This window comes from Nocardia transvalensis NBRC 15921 (genome assembly GCF_000308875.1).
Lineage (GTDB): Bacteria > Actinomycetota > Actinomycetes > Mycobacteriales > Mycobacteriaceae > Nocardia > Nocardia transvalensis.
Map to the genome: position 1 here is coordinate 1 of NZ_BAGL01000078.1, position 15,747 is coordinate 15,747.

1 protein-coding gene (only partly in view) is annotated in these 15,747 nt (G+C 71.0%); it reads right to left on the reverse strand.

Translation table 11 applies throughout. The features are described 5' to 3' along the window. On the reverse strand, positions 1-15,747 hold part of the coding region annotated (locus tag ON41_RS27435) for a non-ribosomal peptide synthase/polyketide synthase (RefSeq protein WP_040750746.1) (this coding region is incomplete at its 3' end). The annotated region continues 18,453 nt past the right edge of the window; 15,747 of 34,200 annotated nt are visible.

Consider the following 15,747-nt stretch of genomic DNA (forward strand, 5'->3'; position numbering starts at 1 on the left):
GTGGCGCTCGATCAGATCGCGCACCGCGCTCTGGAGGGCCTCGATATCCAGGTCGCCGGTGAGACGCACCGCGACCGGGACGTGGTACGCGGCGGACTCCTGGTCGAACCGGTTCAGGAACCACATGCGCTGCTGAGCCAGCGAGAGCGGCACCCGGTCGGGGCGCTCCCCTGCCACCAGGGCGGGGCGTCCGCCGGATCCGGCGTGCTGCGCCACCCGGGCCGCGAGGGCGGCGACGGTGGAGTGCTCGAACAGATCCCGCACGGGGACCCGCGATTCGAGCGCGGCGCTCAGGCGCGCGACCACCTGGGTCGCGATCAGCGAGTTGCCGCCCAGGGTGAAGAAGTCGTCGTCCGCGCCGACCCGCTCGATCCCGAGCACCTCGGCGAACACACCGGCCACGATCTCCTCGACCGGAGTCGAGGGCGCGCGGAACTCCCGCTGTGCGAAGGTGGGCCGCGGCAGGGCCTTCCGGTCCAGCTTGCCGCTGGTGTTCAACGGGAACGCGTCGAGTTCCACGATCGCGCCCGGCAGCATGTACGCGGGCAGCGTCTGCGCCGCCTCCCGCACCAGCTCGGTCTGGTCGATCGTGGCCCCGGGCGCGGGTACCACGTAGGCCACCAGCTGGTCGCCCAGTTCGGACGGCATGACCAGCGCGACGGCCTGGCTGACCGATGCCTGCGCCAGCAGCGCCGACTCGATCTCGCCGAGTTCGATGCGCTGACCGCGGAACTTCACCTGGAAGTCGGTGCGGCCGATGTAGTCCAGGACGCCGGGCTCACGCCAGACGACGAGGTCGCCGGTGCGGTACATGCGCGCGCCGCCGGACCCGTTGCCCCCGGCGCTACCCGCACCACTAACCCGAGCGCCAGCGAAGGGGTCCGCCACGAACCGATCCGAGGTGAGATCCGGACGCGCCACATACCCACGCGCCAGCTGATCACCCGCGAGATACAGCTCACCCGCGACACCGGCCGGAACCGGATGCAGGCGGGAGTCGAGGACGTAGGCCCGCGAATTCCACTGCGGCACACCGATCGGCACGCTCGACCGCTCCTCGCCCGTGGCGGGCCAGTAGGTGATCGAGACGGCGGCCTCGGTCGGGCCGTACAGGTTGTGCACCTTCGCCTCGGAGATCGCGCGCATGGCGGCGACGGTCTCCGGCGGCAGCGCCTCGCCGATGACGAAGACGTCGCGCAGCGTCGGCACCGAACCGGCCGCCGTGTGCGCGGCGAATACCGTCAGCATCGACGGCACGAAGTCGGTCACCGTGACGTGCTGCGCCGCAATGGTTTCCGCGATGTACTGCGGATCGCGGTGGCCGTCGTGCGTGGCGACGACCAGCTTGGCGCCCGCCCGCAGGGGCATGAAGTAGCCCCACAGCGACACGTCGAAGGTGGTCGCGGTCTTCTGGAAGTAGACGTCGTCCACGCCCAGCGGGTACTGGTCCAGCATCCAGCTGGTCTGGTTGTGGATCGCGCCGTGCGACACCGCCACACCCTTGGGCCGACCCGTCGAACCCGACGTGAAGATCACGTACGCCGGGTGCTCCGGCAGGACCGGGCTCAGCAGTTCGTCGGGCTCCACCGGGGTGCCCTCGAAGCCGTCGAGATCCACGGTGTCCATGTGCAGGACCGGGATGTCGTCGGGCACCGGAACAGCGTCGGCGAGCGTGGTGAGCACGCAGACCGGCTGCGCGGTCTCCAGCACGTGCGCGATGCGCTCGGCCGGATGATCCGGATCCAGCGGCACGTACGCGCCACCGGCCGTGATGATCGCGTACATACCGATCACCAGATCCAGCGACCGCCGGACCGACAGGCCCACCAGCGATTCCGGACCCACGTCCTGGTAGATCAGCCGGCGCGCCAGGATATTGACCCGCTCGTCGAATTCGCGGTAGGTCAGCTCCGTGCCCTCGAACGACACGGCGATGCGATCGGGGTGTGCGGCCGCCGCCCGGCGGTAGCCGTCGAGCAGCAGTTCGGGCGCGACCTCGTGCCGGGTGTCGTTCCACACCACCAGGATTCGCTCGCGCTCACCCTCCTCGAGCAGTTCGTGGTCGCCGACCGCCGTGCGCGGCGCGGCGACGATCTCGCCGAGCAGCCGCACCAGCCGGTCGACGAAGCCCTGGACCGTGGCGGCGTCGAACAGATCGCTCGCGTAGGTCAGGAAGCCCTCGATACCGGTCGGCGCGCCGGACGCGTCGTAGCGGTCCGACACGATCAGATGCAGGTCGAACTGCGACTGCGCGGTGTCGATATCGAGCCCGCCGACCGTCAGGCCGGGCAGTTCCAGCGTCGGCAGCGCGATGTTCTGGAAGGACAGGCCGACCTGGAACAGCGGATGCCGCGCGGTCGAGCGCGCCGGGTTCAGCACCTCGACCAGGCGCTCGAACGGCACGTCGGCGTTGGCGAACGCCTGAATGTCGGTCTCGCGCTGGCGGGCCAGCAGGTCGGTGAACGTCGCGCCCGGATCGACCTTGCTGCGGAACACCAACGTGTTGATGAACATGCCGATCAGGTCGTCGAGTGCCGCCTCGCCGCGACCCGCGACCGGCGTGCCGATCGCGATGTCGTCGGTGCCCGACAGCCGGGACAGCAGCACCGCGAAGGCAGTGTGCACGACCATGAACAGCGTCGCGCCCTCGGCGCGCGCCAGATCCATCAGCGCACCGTGCATCTCGGGATCGATCCGCACATCGACGCGGCCACCGGCGAAGGACTGGACCGCCGGACGCGGGCGGTCGGACGGCAGGTCCAGCTGCTCCGGCAGATCGGCCAGCGACTGCTTCCAGTACCCGATCTGCTTCGCCGCCAGCGATTCCGGATCGTCCTCGCTGCCCAGCACCGCGCGCTGCCACAGCGCGTAGTCCGCGTACTGCACGGCCAGCGGGGCCCAGGCCGGGGCCTCACCCGCGGCCCGGGCCGCGTACGCGGTGACCAGGTCGCGCGTCAGCGGCGCGGCCGACGAGGCGTCACCGGAGATGTGGTGGACGACCAGAGCGAGCACGTATTCCCGTGCCGCACCGGCGATCTCGAACAGTGCGACCCGCAGCGGCACCTCGTCGGTGACGTCGAAGCCGGCCGAGAAGAACTCGATCAGGGCGGGCTCGAGCGCGTCCGCCGCGATCTCCCGCGTCGCCAGTTCGGGCAGGGCCCGTCCCGGCGGCAGGATGACCTGCGCCGCACCGGATCCCGTCTCCGGGTACACCGTGCGTAGCACCTCGTGCCGCGCGACCAGATCGGCGACCGCCGCGCGCAGGGCGGCGATATCCAGTTCACCGGTCAGGCGCACCGCGATGGGCAGGTTGTAGGCGGCCGACTGCTGGTCGAAGCGGTTCAGGAACCACATCCGCTGCTGCGCCAGCGAGAGCGGGATGCTCTCCGGGCGCTCGATGCTGCCCAGCGCGACGACACCCTCGCCGCGAGCCTGCGATTCGACCGAGGCGGCCAGCGCGGTCACGGTCGGCGTCTCGAACAGCGCCCGCATGGGCACCCGGGCGCCCATGGCGGCGCTCAGCCGGGCGACCACCTGTGTCGCGATCAGCGAGTTGCCGCCGAGCGAGAAGAAGTCGTCGTCCGCACCGACCCGCTCGACACCGAGCACCTCGGCGAACACGCCCGCCACGATCTCCTCGATCGGGGTGGACGGCGCCCGGAACTCGCGCACCGCGAACGTCGGCTGTGGCAGGGCCTTCCGATCCAGCTTGCCGCTGGTGTTCAACGGGAACGCGTCGAGTTCCACGATCGCGCCCGGCAGCATGTAGCTGGGCAGGCGCTGTCCGGCCGCGCGCAGCAGCTCGGCCTGGTCGATCGATTCGCCCGGCGCCGGAACCACATACGCCACCAGCTGATCGCCGAGATCCGACTGGACCACCAGCGCCACGGCCTGGCTGACCGACGGCTCCGCCAGCACCGCCGACTCGATCTCGCCGAGTTCGATGCGCTGACCGCGGAACTTCACCTGGAAGTCGGTGCGCCCGATGTACTCCAGGACGCCCGGCTCCCGCCAGACGACGAGGTCGCCGGTGCGATACATGCGCGCACCGGGCGCTTCGCCACTACCCCCGGCGCTACCCGCACCATTACCCCGAGCGCCAGCGAAGGGGTTGGCCACGAACCGGTCCGAGGTGAGATCCGGACGCGCCACATACCCACGCGCCAGCTGGTCACCCGCGAGATACAGCTCACCCGCGACACCCGCCGGAACCGGCCGCAGCCGCGCATCCAGCACGTAGGCCCGCGAATTCCACTGCGGCACACCGATCGGCACGCTGCCGGTCTCGTCGCCGGTGGCGGGCCAGTAGGTGATCGAGACCGCGGCCTCGGTCGGGCCGTAGAGGTTGTGCACCGCGGCGTCGGACACCACGCGCATGGCGGCGACAGTCTCCGGCGGCAGCGCCTCACCGATGACGAAGATCTCGCGCAGTGTCGGTACCGAGCCCGCGGGGGTGTGCGCGGCGAACACCGTCAGCATCGACGGCACGAAGTCCGTGACCGTGACCTGCTGCGCGGCAATCGTTTCCGCGATGTAGACCGGATCGCGGTGACCGTCGGGAGTGGCCACCACGAGCTTCGCCCCGGCGCGCAGGGGCATGAAGTAGCCCCACAGCGATACGTCGAAGGTCGTCGCGGTCTTCTGGAAGTAGACGTCGTCGGCATCCAGCGGGTACTCGGCCAGCATCCACTCGATCTGGTTGTGGATGGCCCCGTGGGACACCGCCACACCCTTCGGGCGGCCGGTCGATCCCGACGTAAAGATCACGTACGCCGGGTGTTCCGGACGCACCGGACGCAGCAGCTCCTCGGCCCGCACCGGCTCGGCGGCGAAGTCCGCCAGGTCGATCGTGTCGATGGTGAGGGCCGGCACATCGCCGGGCACCTCGAAGTCGTCACGCTCGGTGGTGAGCACACACACCGGCCGCGCGGTCTCCAGCACGTGCGCGATGCGCTCGGCCGGATGATCCGGATCCAGCGGCACGTACGCACCGCCCGCGGCGACCACCGCGTACATGCCGACAACGAGATCCAGCGATCGCCGGATGCCCAGGGCGACAAGCGATTCCGGGCCCACACCGCGCGCGATGAGCAGCCGGGCCAGGCGGTTCACCCGCTCGTCGAATTCGCGATAGGTCAGCTCGTCGCCCTCGAAGGCCACGGCGACCCGATCCGGATGCGCGGCGGCTGTCCGGCGGTAGCCGTCGAGCAGCAGTTCGGGCGCGACCTCGTGCCGGGTGTCGTTCCACGCCACCAGGATTCGATCGCTCTCGGCGGCGTCGAGCAGGTCGAAGTCGCCGACGGCCGTATGCGGGGCCGCGGTGATCTGGCCGAGCAGCCGCACGAAGCGGTCCACGAAGCCCCGCACGGTCGCCTCGTCGAACAGATCGCTCGCGTAGGTGAGGAAGCCGTCGAGGCCGGTCGGCGCGCCGGAGTCGTCGTAGCGGTCCGACACGATCAGGTGCAGGTCGAACTGCGACAGCTGCGTGTCGAAGTCCACGCCCGACACCGACAGGCCGGGCAGCTCCAGCCGGGCCAGGCCCAGGTTCTGGAACGACAGGCCCACCTGGAACAGCGGGTGCCGCGCGGTCGAACGCACCGGGTTCAGCACCTCGACCAAGCGCTCGAACGGCATGTCGGCGTTGGCGAACGCCTGGATGTCCGTCTCGCGCTGCCGCGCGAGCACACCGGTGAACGCCGCGCCGGAGTCCACCCGGCTGCGGAACACCAGGGTGTTCATGAACATGCCGATCAGGTCGTCGAGGGCCGCCTCGCCGCGACCCGCGACCGGGGTGCCGATCGCGATGTCGTCGGTGCCGGACAGCCGCGCCAGCAGCACGGCCAGCGCCGTGTGGACGACCATGAACAGCGTCGCGCCCTCGGTCCGCGCCAGCTCCACGAGCGCGCGGTGGGTCTCGGCGTCGATCTCGACCGGCACCTTGCCGCCGGCGAAGGTCTGCACGGCGGGACGCGGGCGGTCCGAGGGCAGGTCCAGCTGCTCCGGCAGGTCCGCCAGCGACCGCTTCCAGTACGCGATCTGCCGGGCCGCCAGCGATTCCGGATCGTCCTCGCTGCCCAGCACCGCGCGCTGCCACAGCGCGTAGTCGGCGTACTGCACGGCCAAGGGCTCCCAGCCCGGCGCCTCACCGGCGGCCCGCGCCGCGTACGCGGTCATCAGGTCCCGGGTCAGCGGGCCCATCGACGAACCGTCGCCCGAGATGTGGTGCACGACCAGCGCCACCACGAATTCCCGTGCGCCGCCGTCGTTTCCGATCTCCACCTCGAAGAGGGCCACGCGCAGCGGCACCTCGGCGGTGACGTCGAAGATCGTCGAGGTCAGCTCCACGACGGCGGATTCGATGTCGTCGGGGGCGACCGTGCGGACGAGCAGCTCCGGAGTCGCCTGCGCGGCAGGGAGGATCACCTGGATCGGGCCGGAGGCGGTCTCCGGGTACACCGTTCGCAGCACCTCGTGGCGGGCGACCAGATCGCCGATCGCGGCCCGCAGCGCGTCCACGTCGAGGGCGCCGGTCAGCCGCACGGCCATCGGCACGTTGTAGGCGGCCGACTGCTGGTCGAAGCGGTTGAGGAACCACATCCGCTGCTGCGCCAGCGACAGCGGGATGGTCTCCGGCCGCGGACCGGCGACCAGTTCACTGCGCCCGGATCCGACCTGGCTCTCCACCCGCGCGGCGAGCGTGCCGACGGTCGGGGCCTCGAACAGCAGCCGCACCGGGATGCGGGTGTCGAGCGCGCTGCCCAGCCGGGCCACGACCTGGGTCGCGATCAGCGAGTTGCCGCCCAGTTCGAAGAAGTCGTCGTCGACGCCCACCGGGTTGTCCAGGCCGAGGACGGTGGCGAAGGTGTTCGCCACGATCTCCTCGATCGGCGTGGCCGGCGCCCGGAACGCCCGGGCCTCGAAGGCCGGTTCCGGCAGGGCGCGGCGATCCAGCTTTCCGTTGACGGTCAACGGGATTCGATCGAGCAGGACGAAGGCCGACGGCACCATGTAGGCCGGCAGCGTCTCGGTCAGGTGTGCGCGCAGCGCGTCGACCGTCTCCGCCTCGTCGGCCTCGGCGTCCTCGGGCACGACGTAGGCGATGAGCCGATCGCCGGTCCGGCCGTCGGATCGCGCGATGACAGCGGTCTGCGCGACCGCCGGCGCGGCGAGCACCGCGGCCTCGATCTCGCCCAGCTCGATGCGGAAACCGCGCACCTTGACCTGGTCGTCGGCGCGACCCAGATACTCCAGCTCGCCGAACCGGTTCCAGCGCGCCACGTCACCGGAGCGGTACAGCAGCGACCCGGGCTCGTCGATCGGATTCGCGACGAACCGCGCCGCCGACAGATCCGGACGGCCCAGATACCCGCGCGCCACCTGCGGGCCCGCGACGTACATCTCGCCCGCGACCCCGACCGGAACCGGATGCATCCGGTTGTCGAGCACGTACACCCGCAGGCCCGGAATCGCGCGGCCGATCACGGAACCGTTCGCGGCCGCGACGGTTTCGGCGTCGAGCGCGCGGTAGGACACGTGCACCGTGGTCTCGGTGATGCCGTACATGTTGACCAGGCGCGGCGACGCGTCGCCGTGCCGGGCCACCCAGTCGGTGAGACGGCGCAGCTCCAGCGCCTCGCCGCCGAACACCACGTAGCGCAGCGACAGCGGATCGGCATCCGCCGCGGCGTGCCGGTCGGCCTCGGCGAGCTGGTAGAACGCCGACGGCGTCTGGTTCAGCACCGTCACCCGCTCGCGGCGCAGCAGCTCCAGGAACTGCTCCGGCGAGCGCGAGGTGTAGTAGTCGACGACCACGACGGTCCCGCCGAACAGCAGCGGCCCCCACAGCTCCCACACCGAGAAGTCGAAGGCGAACGAGTGGAACATCGTCCACACGTCGTCGGGGCCGAAGCCGAAGTCGCCGTCGGTATTCGCGAACAGCCGCACCACGTTCCGGTGTGCCACGGCCACGCCCTTGGGGCGGCCGGTGGACCCGGAGGTATAGATGACGTAGGCGATGTTCTCCGGCGCGACCGGTGCGATCCGGTCCGCGTCGGTGATCGGCACGTCCAGCTCGGTGTGCTCGTCGCCGCGGATCTCGTCGTCGTCCACGAAGAGTGTCGGCAGCCGCTCCGGCAGTTCCACCTCGGTGCCGCCGTCGGTCACGACGGCCACGGGCTCGGAATCCGACAGCACGTAGGCGATGCGCTCGGCCGGGTAGGCCGGATCGATCGGCACGTAGGCGGCGCCGGACTTGACCACGGCCAGCAGGCCGACGACCAGATCCAGCGAGCGCGGCAGGATCACCGCGACCATCCGCTCCGGCCCCGCGCCCGCCGCGATGAGCTTGTGCGCCAACCGATTCGCCCGGCGGTCCAGCTCGGCGTAGGTGAGCTGGTCGTCGCCGAAGCGGGCCGCGACGCGCTCGCCGTGCGCGGCCACCGCCGCGCCGAACAGGCCCGGCAGTGTGGCGGCGGGATCGGTCAGCGCCCCGGTCCGCGGAGTCTCGAGCTCGGCGACGTGGTTCCAGCCGCGCAGCAACTGCGCCGCCTCCCGCGCGTCCAGCAGCGGGATATCGCCGACCGGGCGGTCCGGCGTCGCGGCCACGGCCTTGAGGATCCGCAGGAAGCGCTGCGCGAACCCGGCCACGGTCTCGGCGTCGAACAGGTCGGTCGCGTAGACGAACTTGGCGGTGATCCCCGCGGGGACCATGCCGCCGTTGCCCGACGCCTCGGCCGCCTGCCACTGCTCGTGCAGTTCCAGCTGCAGGTCGAATTTCGCTGTCTCGATGGGCAATTCGACGCCGCTGACGCTCAGCCCGGGCAGTTCCAGGCTGGCGGGGCGGTTGTTCTGCAGCGAGAGCATCACCTGGAACAGCGGGTTGCGCGCCTGCGAACGCCGCGGGTTCATGATCTCGACCAGCCGCTCGAACGGCAGGTCCGCGTGCCCGAAGGCGGCGATGTCACCGGCGCGCACCGACTGCAGCAGCTCGCTGAAGGTGGTGGCGCTGTCGACCTCGGTCCGCAGCACCAGGGTGTTGACGAACATGCCGATCATGTCGTCGAGCGCCCGCTCGCCACGACCGGCGACCGGGGTGCCGATCGCGATATCGGGCTCGCCGCTCAACCGCGACATCAGCACGGCCAGCGCCGCGTGCACGACCATGAACATGGTCGTCCCGCGCTCGCGCGCCAGCTCGGTCAGCCTGGCCTGGGTCTCGGCGCCGATCTCGAAGTTGTGGATCGCGCCCCGGCCCGAGGCCACGGCGGGCCGCGGCCGGTCGGACGGCAGGTCCAGCTGCTCGGGCAGGCCGCGCAGCGTCTGGGTCCAGTACGAGATCTGCTGTGCGATCACCGATTCCGGATCGTCCTCGGAACCGAGGACGCCCCGCTGCCACAGCGCGAAGTCGGCGTACTGCACCTCGAGGGGCTGCCAGGCGGGCTCGCCGCCGTCGACCCGGGCGCTGTAGGCGGTCATCACGTCCCGCGCGAACGGGCCCATCGAGAAGCCGTCGCCGGAGATGTGGTGCACCACGATCGCGAGCACGTGCTCGGTCGGGCTGACCTCGAACAGCCCGGCGCGGAACGGCGGCCGCACGGTCACGTCGAAACCGCTCAGCAGCAGCTCCGACAGCCGCACCGGCAGCTCGGACTCGGTGACGTCGATCGGGGTCAGATCGGGGATCACGCGTCCGGTCGGGACGATCTCCTGGTACGCCTCGCCGTTCTCCTCGGGGTACCGGGTGCGCAGCGACTCGTGGCGGGCCAGCACGTCGGCGACCGCGATGTGCAGCGCCTGCCGGTCCAGCAGTCCGGACAGCCGGACGACGACCGGGATGTTGTCCACCGCGGATTCGGGATCGAAGCGGTTCAGGAACCACATCCGCTGCTGCGCCAGCGACAGCGGGATCCGGTCCGGGCGGGTCTGCGGCACCAGTGGGTTCCGCGCGCCGCCGCCGGCGCCGGATTCGGCCCGCGCGGCCAGCGCGGCGACCGTGGACGCCTCGAAGATCTCGCGCACGCTGAGCTGGGTGTTCAGCGCCGTCGACAGCCGCGCCGCCACCTGAGTGGCGATCAGCGAGTTGCCGCCGAGGGAGAAGAAGTCGTCGTCCAGGCCGACCCGGTCCAGGCCGAGCACCTCGGCGAAGGTTCCCGCGACGATCTCCTCGACCGGCGTGGTGGGGGCCCGGAAGACCGCGGCCTCGAGCACGGGCGCGGGCAGCGCGCGGCGGTCGAGCTTGCCGGAGGGGTTGAGCGGCAGTTCGTCGAGCACCATCAGCACCGACGGCACCATGTAGGACGGCAGCCGCTGCCCCAGCTCCTCGCGGACGGTCTCGATATCGACCGAAAGGCCCGGCGTCGCAACGACATACGCCACCAGCTGATCGCCGGTGTGCTGGTCGCCGCGCACCACGACGACCGACTGGGAGACCTCGTCCAGCGCGGTGAGCGCGGACTCGATCTCACCCAGCTCCAGCCGCTGACCACGCAACTTCACCTGGAAGTCGGTGCGGCCCAGGTACTGCAACTCGCCGTCAGCGGTCCACATCACCAGGTCGCCGGTACGGTACATGCGCGCACCGGCCCCGTCACCCCCAGCGCCACTACCCGGAGCGCCGTCTGCACCACTACCCCGAGCGCCAGCGAAGGGGTTCGCCACGAACCGGTCCGCGGTCAGGTCGGTCCGGGCGACGTAGCCGCGCGCCAGCTGATCGCCCGCGAGATACAGCTCACCCGCGATACCCACCGGAACGGGGCGCAGCCGCGCGTCGAGCACGTACACGCGAGTGTTGAACACCGGGCGGCCGATCGGCACGGAATCGGTGTCGGCGTCCACGACCTGGTGGTAGGTGACGTCGACGGCGGCCTCGGTCGGGCCGTACAGGTTGTGCAGTTCGGCCCCGGTCAGCTCGCGCAGCCGGTGCGCCGACTTCGGGGTCAGCGCCTCACCCGAGGCGAACACCATGCGCAGCGAATCGCACTGCTCGGCAGTCGGTTCCGCGACGAAGACGGTCAGCATGGACGGCACGAAGTGCGTGACGGTGACGCGCTGCGCCGAGATCAGCTCGGCCAGGTAGGCGGGATCGCGATGGCCGTCGGGCCGCGCGACCACCAGGCGCGCGCCGATCTGCAAGGGCCAGAAGAACTCCCACACCGACACGTCGAAGGTCGCCGGGGTCTTCTGCAATACGGCGTCGGCCGAGGTGAGCCCGTACTCCGTCTGCATCCACACCAGGCGGTTGACGATCGCGGCATGTGAGACCGCGACGCCCTTCGGCCGCCCGGTCGACCCGGACGTGAAGATCACGTAGGCGGTGTTCTCGGGCCGCAGCGGCGCGCGGCGGTCGGCATCGGTGACCGGCGCGGCCGAGTATCCGGACAGATCCAGCAGATCGATGCGCACCTGCGCGGTATCGGTCGCCAGGTCGGTGTCGGAGGTCAGCACGCACAGCGGATCCGCGGTCGCGAGGATGTACTGCGTGCGCTCGGCCGGATGCTCCGGGTCCAGCGGCACATAGGCGCCACCGGCGACCGACACCGCGTACATCCCGACCACCAGGTCGATCGACCGGCGCATGCCCAGCGCCACCAGCGCGTCCGGTCCGACGCCGCGTTCGATCAGCCAGCGCGCCAGCTTGTGCACGCGGGCGGCGAACTCGCCGTAGGACAGAGTCGTCCCCTCGAACGTGACGGCGGGCGCGTGCGGCGTGCGCTCGGCCTGCGCCTCGAACATGGCGACGAGATCCGTGGCGGGGACGTCGAATTCGGTGGCGTTCCAGCCGGAGACGATCGTCTCCCGCTCGTCCGCCGCCAGCAGTTCGATGCCGCCCACCGGGGCGTCGGGATCGGCGGTGATCGCCGTGAGCACCCGCACCAGCCGGTCGGCGATGCGACTCACGGTGTCCTCGTCGAACAGGTCCCGCAGATAGCCCGCGCGGATCTTCAGGCGCGAATCGAGCTGCACGATCAGCGTCAGCGGGTAGTGCGTGGCGTCGGTGGCGTCCAGCCCCGTGACCGCCATGCCGTCGATATCGGCGGCCTGCCGCTGAATGCCCTCGGCGTCGACCGGATACGACTCGAACACCACGAGGGTGTCGAACAGCCCACCCACGCCGGCGGCGGCCTGGATCTCCGCGAGACCGACGTAGTGGTGGTCGAGCAGGTCGGCCTGCTCGCCCTGGGTGCGGGTCAGCAGCGCCCGCGCCGATTCCGACTCGTCGAACCGCACGCGCACCGGGACGGTGTTGATGAACAGGCCGACCATGGACTCGACACCGGACAGCTGCGGCGGACGCCCGGACACCGTGGTGCCGAACAGCACGTCGTAGCGGCCGGTCCAGCGGCCCAGCAGGATGCCCCACGCCGCCTGCAGCACGGTGTTCGCGGTGACGCCCAGGTCACCGGCCAGCCGGGTGAGCCGCTCGGTGGCCGCCTCGTCGAGTTCGAAGAGGTATTCGCCGGACAGCGCGGTGATCTCGCGCCCGGCGTCCGCCCGGGTCAGCAGGGTCGGCTCGGAGATGCCCCGCAGCGCCGTGCTCCACGCCGCCACGGAGGCCGAGTGGTCCTGCTGCGCAACCCATTCCAGGAAGTGCCGGTAGGACCGGACGGGCGGCAGCGCGGCGGTGTCGGAGCGGGTGGCGTACAGCACCAGCAGATCCCGCATCAGCAGCGGCATGGACCAGCCGTCGAGCAGGATGTGGTGGTTGGACACCGCCAGCCGCCAGCTGTCGGTCCCCACGCGGATCAGCGTGAACCGGATCAGCGGGGGTTCGGTGAGGTCGAACCGGCGCATGCGGTCGGCGTCGATGAGATCGGTGGCGTCGCCCGCGGCGCGGCGGTCGTATTCCGCCCACGCCACCTTGACGTCGTCGAGCACCAGCTGCACCGGATTACCCGCGGCGTCGGTGACGAAGGCGGTGCGCAGGTTCTCGTAGCGATCCACGAGAGCCTGTGCGGCCGACCGCAACCGGGCCGCGTCGAGGAGACCGGTCAGGGTGAGCACCGCCTGCGCGGTGTACACGTCGACCGACGCGGCGGCGAGTTCGGCGTGGAACTGCAGGCCCGCCTGCAGCGCCGACAGCGGCCACACCTCGCGCAGCGCCGGGAAGCGCTGCTCCCACACGTCGATATCGCGTTGCGCGATCCGCACGAGCGGGAAGTCCGACGGCGTGTGGCCACCGGCGTCCGCCGACTCCGCGTGGCGGGCAACGGCTTCCAGCGCCGTGACCCACATGCGGCCGAACTCGGCGACCGTCTCCTCGTCGAGCAGCGTTGTCGGATAACCGATATTGGCCGACAGCTGGTCGCCGACCACGATGGCGTTGATGTCCAGCGGGGCCATGACCGGCATATCGGCGTCGTAGCCGCCGCCCAGCGCGCCGAGTTCGGGCGCCGGGATCCAGCCGAAGCCGCGCATCGCCTCGGGCACCGACCCCTCGGAGACACGGCCCAGGTAGTTGAAGCTGACCTGACCGGGCAGCTGCTCGGGCAGCCGCGCCGCGGTCTCGGGGTTCAAGTAGCGCAGCAGGCCGTAGCCCAGGCCCTTGTCCGGGACCGCGAGCAGCTGCTCCTTGATCGCCTTGACGGCCGGGCCCATGGCCGGGCCGCCGGTCAGCGCCGCATCGATATCGATACCGGACAGGTCGAACCGCACCGGGAAGATCGCGGTGAACCAGCCGACCGTGCGCGACAGGTCCGCGCCCGGGACGACGTCCTCCTCGCGCCCGTGGCCCTCCAGCCGGATGAGCGTCGAGTCGGCGTTCGCGGCGCGGCTCGCGCGCCACTTCGCCACGGCCAGCGCCAGGGCCGTCACCAGGCCGTCGTTGACGCCGCCGTGGAACAGCTCCGGGACGACCGTCAGCAGCAGGCGGGTGGTCTCCGCCGACACCTCGACGCGGTGCCGCTCGAGGACGCCGGACACGTCGACCGTGGGATCCAGCGGCCGCTCGGTGAGCAGCGGATCCGGGCCGTCCACGACCGCGCGCCACCGGTCGATCTCGCCGGCGCGCTCGCCCGCGAGCCGCTCCAGCGCGTGCGCCCAGGTGCGCATGCTGGTGGCCGGTGCGGGCAGTTCCGGGGTCTGGCCGGAGGACAGCTGTCCCCAGGCGGCCACGAAGTCCGGCACCAGGATGCGCCAGGACACGCCGTCGATGACGAGGTGGTGGGCCACCACGATCAGGCGGCCGGTGCGCTCCCGTCCGGAACTTCCCACCTCGTTCTTTGAGGTGGGATCCAGCCACACGAACCGGATCACCACGCCCGCTTCGGGATCCAGCCGGTCCAGCGCGGAATCCAGTGCCGCGGAGGCGATGTCGAACAGCGCCTCGTCGTCGACCGTGGCGTCGAATTCGACGCGGTCGATCAGCGCGTCGGCGTCGACGGTGCCCGGCGCGGTGGTCTCCACGATCCACTCCGCGCCCGCGTGCCGGCGCAACCGGGCGCGCAGCATGTCGTGGCGGTCGACGACCGCGGCCACGGTGGCCGCGATACCCTCGCGATCGATACCGGCCGGAAGTTCCAGCGCCAGTGTCTGATTGAAGCGCCCGAACGATCCGGGCCGCTCCACCATGAACCGCACCACCGGCGTGAGCGGCATGGTGCCGACGCCGCCGCCGGCCATCTCGGCCAGCACGGGCTTCGAGTCACCCTGCGCGCCGCCGGTTTCCGCGACGCTCGCCAGTCCGGCGACCGTGCGCTGCTCGAAGACGTCGCGCGGGGTGATGATCACGCCCCGCGCCTTCGCCCGCGAGACCAGCTGGATGGAGACGATGCTGTCGCCGCCGAGCGCGAAGAACGAGTCGTCGATACCGACCCGGGTCGCGCCGAGCACCTCGCCGAAGACCTCGGCGAGGGTCCGCTCCAGCGGGGTGCGCGGGGCGCGGAACTCGGCCTCGGTCTCGAAGACCGGCTCGGGCAGCGCCCGCCGGTCCAGCTTGCCGACCGGGGTCAGCGGGATGCCGTCGAGCACCATGATCGAGGACGGGACCATATAGGTCGGCACCCGCTCCTCGAGGTGCGCCTTCAGCGTCGCGGTATCGATCGAACGGCCCTGCGCCGCAACCACGTACGACACCAGCACGACCGCGCCCGCGGCGTTCTTGTGGCCGATGGTGGCGGCGAAGTCGACCGACTCGTGCGCGGTGAGCGCGGTGTCGATCTCGCCCAGTTCGATGCGGAAACCGCGCACCTTCACCTGGAAGTCGGAGCGGCCGACGTATTCCAGGCGGTACTCGGTGCGGCCGTCCGGACGCGGCCGGGCGGCCCACTTGACGACGTCACCGGTGCGGTACATCCGCTGCCCCGGCTCGAACGGGTTCGCCACGAACTTGTCGGCGGTCAGGGACGGGCGCGCGTGGTAGCCGCGAGTCACCTGAATACCCGACACGTACAGCTCACCCGAGACGCCGTCGGGGACCGGCTGCAACCGGTTGTCCAGCACCAGCGACCGGATGCCACGGTTCGGGCCGCCGATGGTGAGCGCGTCACCCGGCAGCAGCGGCTCGCCGATATTGACCACGATGGTGGTCTCGGTCGGGCCGTAGATGTTGTGGAAGGCGCGGACGGGACGATCCGAGAGGGATTCGTCGCCGAGCGGAACCGCCCACTTCGCCAGCAGCTCGGGCGAATACGCCTCGCCGCCGACCGCCAGCACCCGCAGGCTGTCCAGATCGGTCGCCTCGAAGGTCGCCAGCGCGGCCGGGGTGATGAACAGGTGGGTGACCCGCTCCTGCCGGATCAGGTCGTACAGCTC